Source organism: Gammaproteobacteria bacterium, assembly GCA_016195665.1.
In the GTDB taxonomy this organism is placed as follows: domain Bacteria; phylum Pseudomonadota; class Gammaproteobacteria; order SURF-13; family SURF-13; genus JACPZD01.
Map to the genome: position 1 here is coordinate 147,205 of JACPZD010000001.1, position 16,205 is coordinate 163,409.

The following is a 16,205-nucleotide window of genomic DNA, read 5'->3' on the forward strand; positions in this document are numbered from 1 at the left end:
GATTTAACGATGACAAAAGTTGTCCCTGCTAATTGACGACACCTGCTTATTCGGGATGATTTTGGTTGCCGGGCTTTTGGCTAAGCCGTTTCCAGCCGGGCAGGTGATGAAGCGCGAGGGTTGCAAAAATCAGCCCTCCCGTGAGGATCGCCAACACATACATCCCGAAAGCGCTGGCCATGCCCACCGCCGCTGTCGCCCAAAGCGTTGCGGCGGTCGTGAGTCCTGCAATACCCCCTTACCCTGAAAAATGACGCCCGCTCCGATAAAGCCTATGCCGGTGACGACTTGCGCCGCGATACGGGTCGGATCATTGGCCACATGGGCGGATATCAAACTGAATGCGCAAGCCCCTATAGAGATCGCCATGTAAGTTCGAATGCCCGCGTCGCTCGCATGGTGCTCTCTTTCCCAGCCGATCAATCCTCCTATCAGCGCAGCGAGAATCATGCGCGAGGCATAAAGAAGTTCAGTTTCGATATCCATTTTCTTCGTTCATCTCCGCATGCCTATACAACGGCTACAATCGCCAGCGCTGTGCCGTACCGTACCAAAAAGCCTTGCAGCCAAGGCACGCGGTTCACCGCCCTTGCCATGGACCGTGCGGCGTCTCTTCTGCCTTATGCTTTTCCAGCACCTGCCGTCATGGGCGGGCGGTTTACAATTCCCGGATTTCCACCTCGGTCATCTCCGCGCCGAGCCGTGACGTTTTCACGAACTTCAGCGCGAAGCGACGGTTTCCCTTGGCGTAGGCATGGGTCTCTTCAGCGGGGGAGGCGGCGGTCACTTCTTTGGTGAATCCCAGCGTCGCCATCTCGCGGGCATAGAACGCGATGACCTCGGCGAAACCGGCCGCGCCCTTATAGGCCACGCTCTTTTTCCGCTCATGGACACCGAAGGCGACTCGCACCATGCCGGGAAAGCGCGGGAGGCCCGCGATGTCCTCGCCGCCCACGTCCTGCCTGGGCAGGGCCGCGCCCGGCGCCCACTCTTCGATCGTGCGCGCCAGTCCGGGGTTCGATTCCGCGACTCGCTCCTTGAGTCCAGGCAACGCCTCCTCGGCCTTTTGCACGGACTGCGCGGCGATTTGCTTGCCGCCGGCGAGCCACTGGGGCAGCCTGTCCGTGACGAGGCCAATGCCGGCGATAACCCCCCAGACGAGGAGCGCCAGTAAAATCACCAAGCCCAGACCGCCGATCCAGAGCCATCTGCTCATGCCTGCCCCTCAGTCGAACAAATCGCGCAGGAAGGACTTGCGCGGCTTGCTCCGGTACTCGTCATCACGGGAGTGGCGCTCGTGCCGCTCGGGGGCATCGCCGCGCGGCCGGTCGCCGGCCAGGCGCTCCGCGTGCTCGATGAACTTGTCCAGCTCGCCGCGATCCAGCCACACGCCGCGGCATTCGGGGCAGTAGTCGATCTCGATTCCCTGGCGCTCGGTCATCACCAGATTCGCTTCTTTGCATACCGGGCATTTCATGGTCTTGCTCCTTCTGTTGAACGCATTTTACTTCCTCGATTATTCCGTGAAGTCCGCGCCCGTGCTGGACGCGGACGGGATGCTTATTTCGGCATTGGCATGGATTCCTGCTGATTCTGGTGTTCCGTCATTTGGTCCATCATCATCTGCATCATCTCCATGTGTTTTTCCATCATGCCGCCGCCCTCCTCCATGTCGTCACACATACCGCGCATCGTCTTCATGCCTTCGCGCATGCTTGCCATGTGCTGCTGCATGAGTTTCTGGCGTTCCTTGGGGTCCGTGGTTTTGCGGATCTCTTCCATCTGTGCTTGCATTTTTTTCATCTGCTCCTGCATCTGGCCCATTTGCATATCGGTTTGTTTGTCTGCGGTACCCGCGGTCTTGCCTGATTTGGCTGGCGCGGCTTTTTTATCCTGCTCCGGGTGGTGCGCCTCATCGGCAAATGCAAGAGGTGCGGATAGCGCAACTGTGGTGAGTGCGGCAAATAAAATTGATTTTTTCATGATGTATCTCCTTAAGTTAATGTGAAAAAGTGACTACTGTTTTTAGCGATTACTCTTTACTTCTTTTGCAAGTCGTCGCGTTTCTGCAAGTACTCTTCGCGTTCAATTTCTCCCCGAGCATATCGTTCCTCCAGGACGGCTAGCGCCTCGGGCTTTCTTTCACCGTCCGGGGTATTCGAGCGGCGACCACCCATCAGGTACTTCACCGCCGCCAGCACCAGCAGTATCGGAATCAGCCAGAAAAACGCCATGCCTAGCCACCCCAACCAATGCCAGCCCATGCCGTAGCCTTCATAATTCATCCACATTTCACTCTCCTTCAGTTTGGACGTTGAGCAAATACGCGCCTGCCTCGATGAGGCCGCCAGCGTGCAGCGTCTCTCCTGTGTGGCGGCATGCACCTGCATATAACCCAGAATTGCAACTTTATACATTGATGATGGCCTAACTACTAGCAAGTTGGCTGGAAGAGGAGTAAAGGTCATGCGCATTCGGCTTGGAGTACTTATCGTTGTCGTCTTTCTTGGCGGCTGTGCCACTGGTTATGATAGGCAGCATAACTATGCGGGAGGCCGGGACTACTACAATAATTCTTTCTATGATCCCGTCTGGAGTGGAAGCTATGGGTACAGGGGCTATCCCTATCCGGCATACGGGGGCTTTCTTGGTTTTGGAAACTCCCATCATCGTGAACATCTGAGCCCTTATCACGATGGGCATGGAGAAGGGTCTCATCATGGGTCTACGGGATCTCATCATGGGTTCGGAGGCTCTCATGGGGCACACGGGGGTAGTCACAGGTGATTATTAGCTCTTATCTCTATTGCTAGGCTCTGTCCGCCGGCACGCCTCCAATTTTGGCTGCATGGCCAGAGTGGAGACGAATTAATGCTTGGGCGTTGCGCATCGCTCACTATCAATCTCTTTCTCAACTTGCAGCGTGGCGTGCGCAATGCCAAAGCGATTGTTTAGAAGCCGATTGACACCGCTGATGACCCGATCCGAGTCGCCGGTAGGCACTATCTGAATATGCCCGCTTAAGGCGATTTTTCCTGAGGTGATGGTCCAAACGTGGAGATCATGAACGCTCTGAACATCTTCCTGTTCGCGAATCGCCTGTTCTATATCTTCCGAATTAAGGTGGCGCGGCATACTTTGCATTAAGATATCCACCGCCTCACGTATGAGTGACCACGTGCGAGGTAAGATAAAAACCCCAATGAGCATACTGAAGGCCGGGTCCACCCATTTCCAGCCGGTCAACCATATCAGGCCGGCGGCCACCATCACCCCGAGCGAACTCAGCATGTCGCTTACTACTTCCAAATAAGCACCTTTGACGTTGAGGCTTTCAGCGGCTCCGGCCTTCAGCAGAAACAGGCCTGTTAAATTGACCGCTAATCCCACGGAAGCCACGACTAGCATGGGCAGACCGTTAACCTCAACCGGCGCATTGAAACGCTGGTAGGCCTCATAAAGAATATAAAACGCTACGCCAAATAACATCATGCCGTTCATCAGTGCGGCCAGGATTTCGGCGCGGTAGTAGCCATAAGTTTTACTTGGGTTGGCCGGCTTGCCGGCCAGCCAGATAGCAAACAGGGCCAAGGCTAAACCGCCCACATCGGTGCCCATATGCGCGGCGTCTGCGAGCAAGGCTAGGCTGCCTGTCAATAACCCGCCGATGATCTCCGCCACCATGTAAGTGGCCGTAAGCAACAGCGCAAACGATAAGCGGCTGCGCGAGTTACTTGCGGCTGATCGGGTTTCAGTCATGTGTGTCTTGCAAACTTTTCCGTTCTTCCCTGCCGCCAATAGGTACCGCATTAAGAATATCGGTTACATAAATCCAACCCGCCTCCGGCTGCCCGTGCGTCCCGTAGACCTAATAATCTCAACCAGGTCGTCTGCCTGCTGATCTTCACACAACAATTCCAATTTGAATTCGTTAATCATCTCCTGTCCAAGTTCTATTGAATAATGCTGCTCCTGGGCATCAACAGTTTTAAGCACCCCCTTTACAGCAAAAACGCTGAGGTTGCGGCAACCTGATTTCTCATCAAGATTGCAGTGGCCAATCTCCTTCAAGGCCGCGATGACGTCAGCGATGCGGTGACTGCGAATAAAGGCTTTAATCTCCTTCATGATGTGCTCCGGTTTGGTTAAAAGTTGGTATTTTATTCTGACTACAATTGCAGGAGGGGGCAAGCGCCAGCAGCGTATGCCCCTCCTGCGCGCGGTTAATGGTCAGCGTGGACGGTCGGAGGAAAACCAAAACTTCTTGAACTCCCAATCGGACACCAACCCATCCTTATTCCGATCTATTTTGTCAAATGCTTACCCTCCTTGCGCCTTTCCACCCATTCGTACATCAAGGGCAGTAACAATAAGGTCAGCGCCGTGGAGGTGAACAGCCCGCCCACGACCACGGTCGCCAGCGGCCGCTGCGTCTCCGCGCCGACGCCGCTGGAGAGCAGCATCGGCAGCAGCCCTAAAATCGCCACCGAGGCGGTCATCAGCACCGGCCGCAAGCGTAAGACAGTGCCTTCCCGCACAGCGTCTCGCACGCTCAGCCCCTGCCTACGCTGGTCATTTAAAAATGAGATCAGCACGATACCGTTCAGCATCGCCACGCCGAACACGGCGATAAAGCCGATGGCGGAGGGCACCGAGACATACTGTCCGGTTATGAACAGGCCGAAGATGCCGCCGATGATCGCGAACGGTACGTTGGCGATGATCAACGTGGCGTAGGTCAGCGAGTTAAAGGCGGTGTAAAGCAGAATGAAGATCAGCCCGATAGTCAATGGCACGATCACGGCAAGGCGCGCCATGGCGCGTTGCTGGTTCTCGAACGCGCCGCCCCACTCGATCCAGTAACCGGTGGGAAGCTTCACCTGCTGTTTGAGCTTGGCGTCGGCTTCCTGCACAAAGCTGTCTACGTCGCGCCCCTGCACGTCCATCTGGATCACCGCATAGCGTTGCAGTTGCTCGCGCCGCACAAAGGAATAACCCTCATTGAGTTCCACGGTGGCCACCTTCGACAAGGGCACCAGCGCCCCCCCTGGGGTGCGGATGGGAAGATCATTGATAGAGGAAACGCTGTCCCGGAATTCGGGGGCCAGCCACACTTGAATATCAAAACGCTTGACGCCGTCGATCAGTGTGCTCACCGCCGTGCCGCCGATGCCAGCCTGCACTACCTCCAGAATGTCGTCGGCGTTAATGGCGTAGCGCGCGGCCGCATCGCGGTTCACCTTGATCACCATCTGCGGCTTACCCTTATTGGCCTCCAGCGACAAATCGGCCACGCCCGGTATATCTCCCAGCACCGGCTTGATCTGCCCGGCCAAGCGATCCAGGGTGTCTAAATCCTCGCCGTAGAGCTTCAAGGCGAGCGTCGCGCGCACCCCGGAGATCAACTCCTCCACGCGCATCTGGATCGGCTGCGTCGCAACCAGCACCGAGTTGTTCGCCACTTGCTCCAGGCGTTCCTGCATCTGCGTCGATAATTCGCGAAATGATATATGTTCGGGCCACTCGCTTTGCGGCTTCAGATTGAGTAGAATCTCCATGTAACTCACATCAGCCGTTTCGCCTTTTTCGGCACGCCCGATCATCGCCGTCGAAGACAGTGTTTGCGGAAACTTGAGCAGCGCCTTTCCGATATTTTCCGAAACTCGAATGGATTCATCGAGCGACGTGGACGGAATCCCGGTGACGCGAAACATGATGCTGCCCTCTTCCAGGGTGGGCATAAATTCCTTGCCCAAAAATGGAAATAGCGCAAGTGACGCGACAAGTAGTACCAACGCCCCGCTGACCACCTTCTTCTTGTTCTCCAGCGCCCAATCCAGCAAGGGCAGGTAGGCCCGCTTAACCCAGCGCACCAAAAAGGTGTCTTTTTCCTCCTTGGGTTTCATGAGCAGTGACGCTACGACCGGGATCAGTGTCATGGTCAGTATCAGGGAACCGACCATAGCAAAGGTGATGGTCAGCGCCATGGGCTTGAACAGCTTGCCCTCCAGGCCGGTGAGCGAGAACAATGGCAGAAACACCACGATGATGATCATGATGGCGAAGGCGATGGGATTGATCACCTCGCGCGCCGCTTCCAGAATGACGTGGGTTTTGTTCACCGTTTTGCCCACCTGATGGCTGAGCAGGCGGAAGCTGTTCTCCACCATGACGACCGCGCCGTCCACCATCATCCCGATACCGATGGCGAGCCCCGCGAGCGACATTAGATTGGCCGATAAACCCGCCTGCTGCATCATGATAAAGGCCATCAGCATGGCGAGCGGCAGGGCCAAGATGACCACCACCGCCGAGCGTAGCTCGCCCAGGAACAGAAACAACACCACGGCGACGAGTATCGAGCCCTCAATCAATGCGTCCTCGGCGGTCTTGACCGCCTTATCCACGAGTTCGGTGCGGTCGTAAATAGGGTTGATGGTCACACCCTTGGGCAGTGCTTGCCGCGCAATTGCGAGCTTTTCCTTCACCGCCTCCACCACACCCTTGGCGTTTTCTCCCAAGCGCGCCAAGGCCATACCCAATACCACCTCTTTGCCGTCCTTGGTGACGGCGCCGGAGCGCAGCGCCGGGCCTTCCTTCACCTCGGCCACATCGCGCACATAGACCGGCGTGTCTTCACGCTGGGTGATGACAATCGCGCCGATCTCCTTGGCATTCGACACCAGCCCCAGCCCGCGCACCAGATATTGTTCCTGACCAAGGTCAACGTACTGTCCGCCGACTTGGCGATTGTTGGCCTCCAGGGCCTGCATCACCTCCTTGAAAGTCAGTCCATACTTGATAAGCTGCTGCGGATTGATGAGCACTTGGTACTGTTTCTCATAGCCACCCCACGACGTGACATCGTCCACCCCGGGCGCGGTGCGCAGCAATAAGCGCACGCTCCAGTCTTGCAGCGTGCGCAAATCCATTTCGGACAGCTTTTTATCGGCGGATTCTATGGTGTACCAGAACACCTGGCCCAGCCCGGAACTGTTGGGGCCGAGCGCCGGCTCGCCGTAGCCTTGCGGGATGCGCTCCTTGGCCTCGATCAGCTTTTCCCCCACCAGACGGCGCGCGAAATAGATGTCAATGTCGTCCTTGAAATAAACGCTGACATAGGACAATCCAAACAGCGAGACGGAGCGGATTTCCTCCACCCCGGCCAGTCCTGCCATGGCGGTCTCGATGGGGAAGGTCAGCAGCTTTTCCACGTCCTCGGCGGCGAGCCCCGGCGATTCGGTGTAGACGTTCACCTGTACCGGCGTAATATCGGGAAAGGCATCCACCGGCACTTGTTGGAACGCGCGCACCCCGAAAAAAACCAGCAGGCCGAACGTCACCAATACAAGTACCTTATAACGTAAGGAAATATCGACGATAGCATTAAGCATGGTGGGTTCCTTTAATGGCCTTCGCCAATTTGCGATTTGAGTATCCGGGCTTTTAGGGCGTAGGCGCCGCTCGTCACCACCGTTTCACCATCGGCCACACCGGATTGGAGTATCACCCGCCCCCCCATCCTCTCACCTGTCTGCACGGGGCGCGGTTCAAAACCGCCATGCTCTGCGATGAACACCGTGGGTTGGCCTTGCATGAGCACCACCGCATCATCCGGCACTGACAAAGCAGGTTGGCCCACACCGGTCTCGATCGCCACGTTGGCAAACATGCCCGGTTTCAGCCTGCCGTCGGCGTTGGCCACCTCCACGCGCGCATTCACGGTACGGGTTTCCTGATTCACCATGCTACCGATGTAGGTGACACGGCCCTGGAAGGTCTCCTTGGGATAAGCCGCCACACTGACGGCTGCGGGCAAGCCCTCTTGCACTTTGCTCAAATCCTTCTCAAACACATTAGTCTCGATCCACACTGTGGATAAATCGGCGATGGTGAACAGAGACTTACCCGGCTCGGCGATATCCCCCAACACGGCGTTTTTTTCAATAACCGTGCCGGCAAAGGGCGATTGCACGGGAAAGGTTAAGGCCGCGCTATTGCTCCCTATCTTCGCTGGGTTTACGCCGAATAAAGTGAGCTTGCTTACCGCGGCGCGCTGTGCGGCGCGCGCCTTTTCCAGCTCCGTGCGTGCGCTGAGAAAGTCTTTTTGCGGAATGATTTTGTCTTTAAACAACTTCTGCGCGCGGTTGAAATTGGCTTTCGCCAAGGTCAAAGTGCTTTGGCTCTGCAGATAGGCGGCGCCGGCCTCATTCAGTTCTACGCTGTCCAGCATGGCGAGCGTTTGTTCTTTAACAACCTGGTTACCCAAGTTGGCCTCCACACTGACGATTCGTCCGGTCATACGCGGCTGGATATGCGCAAGGCGATCCTGGTCCGGTAGGATGTTGGCGGTTACGGTGATCTGCTCCGCCTGATTCCGCAGTTCGATTTTCTCGACCCGAACGCCCGCCGTCTTCGCCTCTTCCTCGGTAATCTTCAAAACGCCCTCTTCATCGTGGCCTTCCGCGGTCTTGCCCTCACTGGCTTCTTTGCCGGCCTGATCCTTCTCATGTCCCGCTTCTTCACTGTCCGGTTTCTGGGCAACGGCTTGCTCGTTCTCGGCCATCTGGGCCGCATCGCCGTTTCTGGCGCATGCCGTCACACTCAAAGCAATGGTCGCCGCGAGTAAGATCGCCGTACATCCCTTCATTACCTTCCAACTCATTTGGTTTCTCCGATATCTAACGTCATTTGACGCACGAACTTATCGTGCTTTAAGCGTAGGGAATCATTTAATTTCAACCGGGCCATCCCGCTGCCGTTTCCAATTGGGTTTTAGTCAGCCGCAGCGCAGTACGGGCATCCAACAGATCACGCCGGACATCGAGCACTTGGCGATTGACCAGCAGCAATTGTGTCAGGCCGATTTCGCCTTCCTCGTACGATTTCGTGGACAAGCTTAGATTTTCTTCCAGGCTGGGCAGCACCGATTGCTGAAGCCGCGCCAGACGCGCGCGCAGGTTCTCTAGCTGCTGCCACAAAGCCATGACCTGGGCGCGGGCGCCGCGGTTGGCGGTCTGCCGCTCGATCTGGGTTTGCGTAAGCTCGGTGACGGCGCGGCCGATGCCGGTCGCGTTGCGGCGGAATAGCGGAAGCGGAACGTTGACGCTTAAGCCGATAATGTCAGCGGTACTATCGAGCTCTCTCTCCCTGTCGCGCTTTAGGCTCAGCGTCACGTCCGGATAGACCGCACCCCTCTCCAATTGCAAGCGGCTGCGTGCGGCATTTTCCCGAAACTCCAGGGCGCGCAGTATTGGGCGATTGGCTGCGCGCTCCAATAAGTTCTCCAGCGTGTACGTGGCTGGAGTAGGTTCAAGCGACCCGGCAACCTCCGGCAGGTTCTCGGCCGGCAGTTGTAGCAGCGCGGCGAGTTCCGCGCGCGCCTGGGTCAGCCGCTCACTCAAGAGGGCTACCTGATTTTGCGCTCGCTCGGCCTCCACCTTGGCAAGATTGCCCTCCAAGCGGCTATCCTCGCCGGCAGCAACGCGCTTTTTAACGACTTGCGAGGCCTGCTCTATGAGGCGCAGCGTCTCTTGCTCAGACTGGATACGCTGCTGCAAGCTGAGCACATCGACAAACCGCGCTTCAACCTTGGCGCGGATTTGACGGCGGGTTTCCTGGATGTCTTGTTCCGTGGCGGCCAGATTTTGCTGCGCCGCCGCACGCCGCGCGCGCTGCTGCCCGCCGGTTTCGAAGGTCTGCGACACACCCAAACCACCTTCCAGATTATTGGCTCCCGCCCCGCCCGCTCCCGAACTGTCGCGCTCCCTCACCTCTCCGAAAATCTCCGGGTTATTCCACAGCGGTGCGCGGGCATCCTTAAACTCACCCTGGGCGGCATCCAACCGCGCCTGTGTGGACAGTAGGGTCGGATTCGCCTGCTCGGCCAGTTGCCAAGCTTGCTCCAAGGTCAGCGGCTCGGCTGTCGCAGAGGCGGCATAGAAGACTGTGCCGATCAATAACAGACCAACACGACGTACGAATTCAATTAGGAAAACAAAAACGTAACTCAGCGGTATCGGCCGCCTGTAGCGTCCGCTCGCACATAACGTGCTGAGATAAACCATGGGATACTCCTTTTCTTCGGAGAGAACGGGCTCGCTTGCGACGAACGCGTACTCCGGGATTAATCAAAAATTACTGATTAAATCCAAGAAAGGAGTTGAGGGGGGCGAAACTGAGACTCGGGGGAGGAAGATAAAAGGAAAGATGCTGTTAGGGGAAAAGGCAAGCTTGTCCCGTCTATGGACAGATTGCAGACTTTCATTACCTGTCCTACAACATGGCTAAAAAAATGGCAGCCATGGTTACACGTATCATTTGCATGACCAGTGTCTGAATCAACGCTTCCTGATACCAGAGACGAAATATTTGTCTGCGGATGCTTGGAGCCAAGGTCTGCCCAGACTTCCGGATTAAACGCCCACGCGCCCGTGTTGATCAATAAGGCAATCACCAATGAGGAAGCGATTTGAGGTATCAATCTACGCATACAGGTCATGATAGGTGAGGCTGCAGCGATTGTCCAGTCATCCCTAGAACCCAAAATTCACAAAAAGTTGCCTAAGGCCCTATTAAAAACACCCGGCACCCTCGCCATGAACAACAATAACGCCACCTGTATACTGCGCCGATCGAGAAGAGCGTTGGCTATATCCGTCAAAATAGCTCGCAATACGTCGTTCCGGCGCCAGTGCTGAAATATTTTCATAAACCGCTTGTAATAATCCTGCCACATCGCTATGCAACACTTCATGCTCCATTATCAATTAGGAGGCTAATCATGAAGCCGAACTCGCGTCACAGGCACTCGCTCAAAAAAGCTACTCTGTATGTATCCTTGGCGCTTGCCAGTACAAGCGCACTCGCCGCCGAAAATGCGGCGCAATGGTTTTCGGATGGACAGCAAGCGCTGGCGGATGCCAAGCACCTGCAACCTAATAAAAAACGCGCCAAGAATGTCATCCTGTTTATTGGCGACGGCATGGGGGTCTCAACCGTTACGGCGGCGCGGATTCTCGAAGGCCAGTTACGCGGCCAACCCGGAGAAGAAAATTCACTGAGCTTCGAAAAACTGCCTTATCTTGCACTGTCCAAAACCTACAGCGTTAACCAGCAAACGCCCGATTCGGCGCCGACCATGACCGCCATGGTGACAGGCGTAAAGACCGAGGACGGCATCCTGTCAGTGAATCAGAACGTGGTGCGCGGGGATTATAAAACCGTCGCCGGCAACGAACTCAAAACCATTCTCGAACAGGCCGAGAAAAAAGGGCTGTCTACGGGGGTCGTGACGACGACACGCGTCACCCACGCCACCCCGGCCGCGACCTATGCCCATAGCCCCGAGCGCAACTGGGAAAGCGATGCCGACTTGCCTGCCGACGCGGCTGCAGCCGGCTTCCCGGACATCGCGCGCCAGCTGGTCGAGTTTTCCTACGGCGATGGCCTCGAAGTCGCACTCGGCGGCGGACGCCGTAATTTCCTGCCGAATACCACGCCGGACCCCGAACTCGTTGGCAAAAAAGGCAGCCGCAAGGACGGCCGCGATCTGACCGCAGAGTGGATGAGCAAGTATCCCAACGCTGCTTACGTCTGGAATAAAGCGCAATTCGACGCGATCGATCCAACCAGAACCAAGCACTTGCTCGGGCTGTTCAATGCTTCGCACATGGAGTACGAACACGATCGCCCGGCGGATGTCGGCGGCGAGCCTTCGCTTGCCGAAATGACCTCCAAGGCCATTGATATTCTGTCGCAGAACGACAAAGGATATTTCCTGATGGTCGAAGGCGGACGCATAGACCACGGCCATCACGCCAGCAACGCGTTCCGTGCGTTGACGGACACCATCGCCTTCTCGGAAGCGGTTAAGAGCGCGCTGAGCAAAGTAGAAGACTTGAGCGATACCCTGATCGTCGTCAGCGCAGATCACAGCCACGTCATGACCATCGCCGGGTATCCAACTCGCGGCAATCCGATCCTCGGCAAGGTCAAAGGTAACGACAAGCAAGGCAATCCGTCTGCTGTCTTCAGCAAGGACATGCTGGGCCTGCCGTACACCACGATCAGCTACGCCAATGGGCCGGGCTACACGGGCGTATCGGACAAACAGGCGGAAGGTGCAAAATCCTATCCCCACTTTCCGTCCAAATACAGCGGCATCACCCAGGGTCGTCCCGATCTGACAGCGGTCGAGACGACTGAACCGGGTTATCTGCAGGAGGCTACGGTTCCGCTTAGCAGTGAAACGCACGCGGGCGAGGATGTCGCGATTTATGCGGGCGGCCCCGGAGCTCAGTGGTTCCACGGCGTGCAGGAACAGAACTATATTTACCACGTCATGGCGGGAGCGCTTAAGCTGGACAACGGCAAGCATGATCGTGACGACGACTGAAGTCGAGTCCGTTAACCGGCGCGGGCACTGCCCGCGCCGGTTCTCTTTCAGGAACAAGCCGGTGAAAATCAAAGCATTGCTGGCGGTGCTGGTTTATGTTTTTTGCGGACAAGCCAGTGCACGCACGCTTGAGGAAAACGCACCGGTTGCCCGCGACGTGAACGCGGTATTCGAGTCCAAAATCATGGTCGCCGGCCGGCCACAGGTCACTGAGTGGACGCTGCGGCGCACGGCGCACCGCGTCGAGATGCAAGAGGGCAGAAACGGCACAGGAGAGATATGGAGCCGGGATGAAAAAGGCAATATCTCTTTTGAGCGTGTGTTTCACAAACAGCGTCGAGTACTCGACTACTCGGCTGCCGACCTTCGCTCACTGGGTAGCTACCCGGAATGGGATAAAATCGCGGATGTGATCGATCCGCAATTGCTCGGCGGCGCCCTTAAACACGTGGGGACGACGCGCGTTATGGGCAAAACGGCGGAGCGCTATCGCGGCCGCTTGGGAAGCACGAGCATGGAAGTGACATGGCTGCCGCAAGATCGGCTTCCGTACCAAGTGAAGCAATCAGGCCCGAATCAGCGGACGGAACTCAAACTAAAACAGCTATCTGCGGTCACGCCTACCTCCTCCGACCAAGACTCAACCGCCTCGTATACGCGACTGGACTATGCCGATCTCGGCGATGATCCATCCGACCCGTTTTTCAAGCGCTTATTCGAGACTGCCGAACACCAGCATTGAACGGTACACAGGAATTGTTTAACTCAATAAGGTAAGCCCCGGCTCTGCCGGGGGACTTACCCAGGTTTGACCTGTACGATGGTCAAACGTGAATCTCAAATCCCCGCCAAGCAAGGTCAGGATCAGTCTGATCCCGCTTTTTGCTAATAATGCGCGTGGTCGGCGTCGGCTTCGTCCTCGTCTTTGTCCAGCGGCCAGAGTAAAGGGCGTCCAGCATCAGGCGATAGCGCGTCTCGCGGGCGTTGAGTTGAGCGAGGGCGGCGGCGAGGGAGGTTCCAGGGCCAAGCGGCGGGCGTTGAGCGTCTCGCTCAAACTTGCTTCGCCCAGGCTGTAGGCGCGGGCCATGAGTTCGGCGTTGTGCTGCATGGCGTCCGCCGCCGTGCGTGCGCTTTGCCAAGACTCATAGGCGCTGGCGGCATTGGCGTAAGTGTTGATGATCTCGGCGTTGAGGCGGCGCAATGTCAGCGCCTCGTTTTGCGCGGCGATGGAGGATTGCGCGAGCGCGGCGGATTGCGCAGCGGCGCGCGCGTGTAAAAGGGGTCGTAAAAGGGGTCGCGTCTTGTATTTTGATATTATGTTTTCCAATAATATGGGGTGGGCACATGGCGCGTACGTCCTCAAGCGCTCAGACCTCAGGATCAGAGCCCTTTCAAAGAGGGAACTCACCGGCGTCTCACTCTAACCCCTTAATCACGGCTTTGCGCGGCCCGCTTGACTGCGATTTTAGGCCGCTTGAAGTACCGCCCGCCGGATGTGCGGAGGCAGTTCGACAACTGAAAAGAAGCTGGATGGGTAAAGATAGTCTTCGCCGGATTCATCAACGATGCGGACTAGTTTGTGCTTTGCCGCCTCGCCGTCGGCAAGTGCGACGTAGAGCTTTCGCTTTTCCAACGACGCTTCATAACCCTCGTTATTTAAGCAGACCATCATTTGTTGGCTTGGTTTAGGCATTTTCAGAACCCTTCAATGAACCGTTTGATCTTGAACTCTTTCCTTCCGATACCCGATGCTTCGTACCAGTGAACCTCAGCGAGATGAGCGTGCCCGTCTCTAAGGAAGCTCTGAATAAGTCCATCCTGGACTTCTCAGAGCACGAAAAGCAAAAACGTGGTTTTTGCTTTTCTTCATTTTTCAAACACTTCCGTGTTTGAAAAATGGCGGTGCGTCCCTGCACCGCTGGAACCTCTGACTTAATCAGAGGTTCCCTAAGCCGAACGCGGGCGATGCCCTTGCGTTTACGCCAACGCCCTTTACCATATAGCTTTCTAAGACGTGCCACTTCACGGATAGAAGATCCGACGGCGAATGTTTCTGCGTGCGAAATTTCGCCGAGGATCTCAAAGTGCATGGGTTCATGGTGACAAACCCGACCGCCGTCGTCAATACCATAGCCATCAGAGGTCTAAGCAGTGCGTAGTCTGGGGAATGAAACGAAACCCGGGACAGCACTTCCCGACAACACTCAGGCTGGCGCTTCTTCGATAGTTTTAATAATGCGCGTGCGTCTCGTCTTCATCCCTATCGAGCGGCCATAGTTGGTGAGAGTCTAATAGCAAGCGATAGCGGGACTCGCGTGCATTGAGTTGCGCCAGTGCGGCGGCAAGGCCGGTCTCCAAGGCCTGGCGGCGGGCAAGCAGGACTTCCGATAATCCCATCTCACCGAGGCTATAGGCCCGCGTCATCAGCTCTGCATTGCGTTGCATGCCGTCGGCGGCGGCCTTCGCCTTTTGCCAACCGTCATAAGCGGCCACGGCGTTGTTGTAAGCATTGGGAATGTCGGCTCCAAGCCTGCGCAAGGTCTTGGCCTCGTTATAAGCCGCTATCTCGGCCTGGGCCAGAGCGCCCGATTCACTAGCGCGACGCGCCTCACCCGGCAGCGGTATGGATAAGAACAGGCCGGTGATGTGATCCCCACCGTCACGCTCGGAGGAATAGTTAATGCCGACGGTCGGATCGGGTGTTTTGTCGGCGCTGCTGCGATTCAGGTGTAGTTGCGCGCGCTGTACTTCGCCGTGCACCAGGGCGAGCTCGTGGTTGTGCTCCAGTATCTTCTCGCGCCAATAATCAAGCCCTTCCTGTAAGGGTTCCGGCTCAACCAGGGCGGGATCGCCGGGAAGCGTTATCCCCACGTAACGCTGGGTGACATCCGTCGCCGCCGTCTGTTCGCGCAATTTGGCCTGACGCAGCGCGTATTCCGCCTGCGCGAGCGCGGCCCCGCTGAGCGAGACCTCCAACTGGGGCGCGTCCCCTGCCGCCACACGCTTGCGTACGATAGCAAGTTGCTCGCCGAGCGCGTCCACCTGATTTTGCCACTGTTTGGCCTGCACGCGCTCTTGCTGCCACGCGAACCAGAGCCGCAGCAAGTCACGCCCACTCTCATGCAAGGCGTCGCCATAGGAGAGCTTGGCCAGGTTTATGCCTTGCGCTCCGAGCTGTTGGTCAATCGCTGCCTTACCAGGCAGCCGCAAGCCCCGCTCGAGGGCGGCATCCCATTCGTTGAAGTTACCGCTGTCGCGCACCCGGCGTTGCTTTTCTGTAAGTTTCGCCGTGAACTCATAAGGCCCGGCATTGAGCTTGCGGGCATTGGCCTCCCCCAGCTTGATGCCGGCCTGCGCCGCCTGCACCATGGGGCTGTTGTCCATCGCCTCTTTTACGGTTTGCAGCGGCGGCAAATCGGGATAATCGGTAAAGTTCTCTTGTGCAGCAGAAACGGCGGCAGTGCCCGCCGCGAAGATGAAAAACCAGATGCGCATCACAGGAAACTCCCAAACTCCGTAACTGGAGTCATGTAATAAACGATGTTGGTGCGCGGCAGCGCCTGCTTGATATCCCGCAGCAAGGTTTGCGCATCGGCATGATGCATAATGATTTGTATCTCTACCCGGTGTGCACGGCCGCGCACTTTTTCGGCCATGCTCTGATAGGTAACATTGCGCCCGTGACCCTCCACCTCGGAGGTAATGAAGCCACCGGCAAGCGTTTCATGCTCCAGCAACAAGTCCAGAATATTTTCTTCCAACGCCTTGGGGACAATCAGCGTCAAACAACGATCGGGCGAGTTCATTT

Annotated in this window: 14 protein-coding genes and 3 pseudogenes; 2 read left to right on the forward strand and 15 right to left on the reverse strand. The window is 56.8% G+C overall.

Features of this window, described 5'->3' with window-relative positions:
• Positions 1 to 46 precede the first annotated feature (46 nt).
• The 11 genes and pseudogenes from HY028_00780 to HY028_00830 all read right to left on the reverse strand — a co-directional run bounded on the left by HY028_00780 (position 47) and on the right by HY028_00830 (position 10,751).
• Positions 47 to 486: pseudogene (locus tag HY028_00780) on the reverse strand (MgtC/SapB family protein).
• 172 nt (positions 487 to 658) lie between these two features.
• Entirely contained in the window at positions 659 to 1,216 is a 558-nt protein-coding gene (locus tag HY028_00785; GenBank protein ID MBI3343410.1) for a hypothetical protein, read from the reverse strand.
• A gap of 9 nt (positions 1,217 to 1,225) precedes the next feature.
• Positions 1,226 to 1,477: a zf-TFIIB domain-containing protein gene (locus HY028_00790; protein MBI3343411.1), complete on the reverse strand. Its 252-nt coding sequence runs from the start codon at positions 1,475 to 1,477 to the stop codon at positions 1,226 to 1,228.
• 83 nt (positions 1,478 to 1,560) lie between these two features.
• On the reverse strand, positions 1,561 to 1,983 hold the full coding sequence (locus HY028_00795; GenBank protein ID MBI3343412.1) for a hypothetical protein: 423 nt from the start codon (positions 1,981 to 1,983) through the stop codon (positions 1,561 to 1,563).
• 56 nt (positions 1,984 to 2,039) lie between these two features.
• Entirely contained in the window at positions 2,040 to 2,285 is a 246-nt protein-coding gene (locus tag HY028_00800; GenBank protein ID MBI3343413.1) for an SHOCT domain-containing protein, read from the reverse strand.
• A 583-nt stretch (positions 2,286 to 2,868) separates the two neighbouring features.
• Positions 2,869 to 3,759, reverse strand: a complete 891-nt coding sequence (locus tag HY028_00805) for a cation transporter (GenBank protein MBI3343414.1) — start codon at positions 3,757 to 3,759, stop codon at positions 2,869 to 2,871.
• Positions 3,752 to 4,128, reverse strand: a pseudogene (locus HY028_00810) (P-II family nitrogen regulator). The gene HY028_00805 and the pseudogene HY028_00810 overlap by 8 nt, the downstream one beginning before the upstream one ends.
• A gap of 176 nt (positions 4,129 to 4,304) precedes the next feature.
• Entirely contained in the window at positions 4,305 to 7,394 is a 3,090-nt protein-coding gene (locus HY028_00815) for an efflux RND transporter permease subunit (protein ID MBI3343415.1), read from the reverse strand.
• 11 nt (positions 7,395 to 7,405) lie between these two features.
• Complete coding sequence (locus tag HY028_00820; protein MBI3343416.1) at positions 7,406 to 8,665, reverse strand: efflux RND transporter periplasmic adaptor subunit; 1,260 nt, start codon at positions 8,663 to 8,665, stop codon at positions 7,406 to 7,408.
• Between the two features lie 73 nt (positions 8,666 to 8,738).
• Complete coding sequence (locus tag HY028_00825) at positions 8,739 to 10,067, reverse strand: TolC family protein (GenBank protein MBI3343417.1); 1,329 nt, start codon at positions 10,065 to 10,067, stop codon at positions 8,739 to 8,741.
• 507 nt (positions 10,068 to 10,574) lie between these two features.
• Positions 10,575 to 10,751, reverse strand: coding sequence for a hypothetical protein (locus HY028_00830; protein ID MBI3343418.1), 177 nt, complete (start codon positions 10,749 to 10,751; stop codon positions 10,575 to 10,577).
• A gap of 32 nt (positions 10,752 to 10,783) precedes the next feature.
• Here HY028_00830 and HY028_00835 point away from each other — a divergent pair, with 32 nt between their 5' ends.
• Together HY028_00835 and HY028_00840 are read left to right on the forward strand one after the other, a co-directional pair.
• A complete protein-coding gene (locus tag HY028_00835) occupies positions 10,784 to 12,397 on the forward strand; it encodes an alkaline phosphatase (protein ID MBI3343419.1) in 1,614 nt (537 codons plus the stop codon).
• Positions 12,384 to 13,139 (forward strand): hypothetical protein, encoded by a 756-nt coding sequence (locus HY028_00840; protein ID MBI3343420.1) that lies wholly within the window; start codon positions 12,384 to 12,386, stop codon positions 13,137 to 13,139. The genes HY028_00835 and HY028_00840 overlap by 14 nt, the downstream gene beginning before the upstream one ends.
• Positions 13,140 to 13,221: 82 nt before the next feature.
• Here HY028_00840 and HY028_00845 read toward each other — a convergent pair.
• The 4 genes and pseudogenes from HY028_00845 to HY028_00860 all read right to left on the reverse strand — a co-directional run bounded on the left by HY028_00845 (position 13,222) and on the right by HY028_00860 (position 16,203).
• Positions 13,222 to 13,805: pseudogene (locus HY028_00845) on the reverse strand (TolC family protein).
• A 57-nt stretch (positions 13,806 to 13,862) separates the two neighbouring features.
• Positions 13,863 to 14,090: a hypothetical protein gene (locus tag HY028_00850; GenBank protein MBI3343421.1), complete on the reverse strand. Its 228-nt coding sequence runs from the start codon at positions 14,088 to 14,090 to the stop codon at positions 13,863 to 13,865.
• 536 nt (positions 14,091 to 14,626) lie between these two features.
• On the reverse strand, positions 14,627 to 15,892 hold the full coding sequence (locus tag HY028_00855) for a TolC family protein (GenBank protein ID MBI3343422.1): 1,266 nt from the start codon (positions 15,890 to 15,892) through the stop codon (positions 14,627 to 14,629).
• The gene (locus HY028_00860; GenBank protein MBI3343423.1) at positions 15,892 to 16,203 is read right to left on the reverse strand and encodes a DUF3240 family protein; all 312 of its coding nucleotides are present in this window, start codon (positions 16,201 to 16,203) and stop codon (positions 15,892 to 15,894) included. The genes HY028_00855 and HY028_00860 overlap by 1 nt, the downstream gene beginning before the upstream one ends.
• Positions 16,204 to 16,205: the final 2 nt, after the last annotated feature.

What these genes read in the sequence shown, in the direction of transcription:
- HY028_00825 (MBI3343417.1), bottom strand. Translation starts at nt 10,067, where the DNA reads ATGGTTTATCTCAGCACGTTATGTGCGAGCGGACGCTACAGGCGGCCG.
- HY028_00795 (MBI3343412.1), bottom strand. Translation starts at nt 1,983, where the DNA reads ATGAAAAAATCAATTTTATTTGCCGCACTCACCACAGTTGCGCTATCC.
- HY028_00850 (MBI3343421.1), bottom strand. Translation starts at nt 14,090, where the DNA reads ATGCCTAAACCAAGCCAACAAATGATGGTCTGCTTAAATAACGAGGGT.
- HY028_00855 (MBI3343422.1), bottom strand. Translation starts at nt 15,892, where the DNA reads ATGCGCATCTGGTTTTTCATCTTCGCGGCGGGCACTGCCGCCGTTTCT.
- HY028_00790 (MBI3343411.1), bottom strand. Translation starts at nt 1,477, where the DNA reads ATGAAATGCCCGGTATGCAAAGAAGCGAATCTGGTGATGACCGAGCGC.
- HY028_00815 (MBI3343415.1), bottom strand. Translation starts at nt 7,394, where the DNA reads ATGCTTAATGCTATCGTCGATATTTCCTTACGTTATAAGGTACTTGTA.
- HY028_00820 (MBI3343416.1), bottom strand. Translation starts at nt 8,665, where the DNA reads ATGAGTTGGAAGGTAATGAAGGGATGTACGGCGATCTTACTCGCGGCG.
- HY028_00785 (MBI3343410.1), bottom strand. Translation starts at nt 1,216, where the DNA reads ATGAGCAGATGGCTCTGGATCGGCGGTCTGGGCTTGGTGATTTTACTG.
- HY028_00805 (MBI3343414.1), bottom strand. Translation starts at nt 3,759, where the DNA reads ATGACTGAAACCCGATCAGCCGCAAGTAACTCGCGCAGCCGCTTATCG.
- HY028_00835 (MBI3343419.1), top strand. Translation starts at nt 10,784, where the DNA reads ATGAAGCCGAACTCGCGTCACAGGCACTCGCTCAAAAAAGCTACTCTG.
- HY028_00800 (MBI3343413.1), bottom strand. Translation starts at nt 2,285, where the DNA reads ATGAATTATGAAGGCTACGGCATGGGCTGGCATTGGTTGGGGTGGCTA.
- HY028_00860 (MBI3343423.1), bottom strand. Translation starts at nt 16,203, where the DNA reads ATGAACTCGCCCGATCGTTGTTTGACGCTGATTGTCCCCAAGGCGTTG.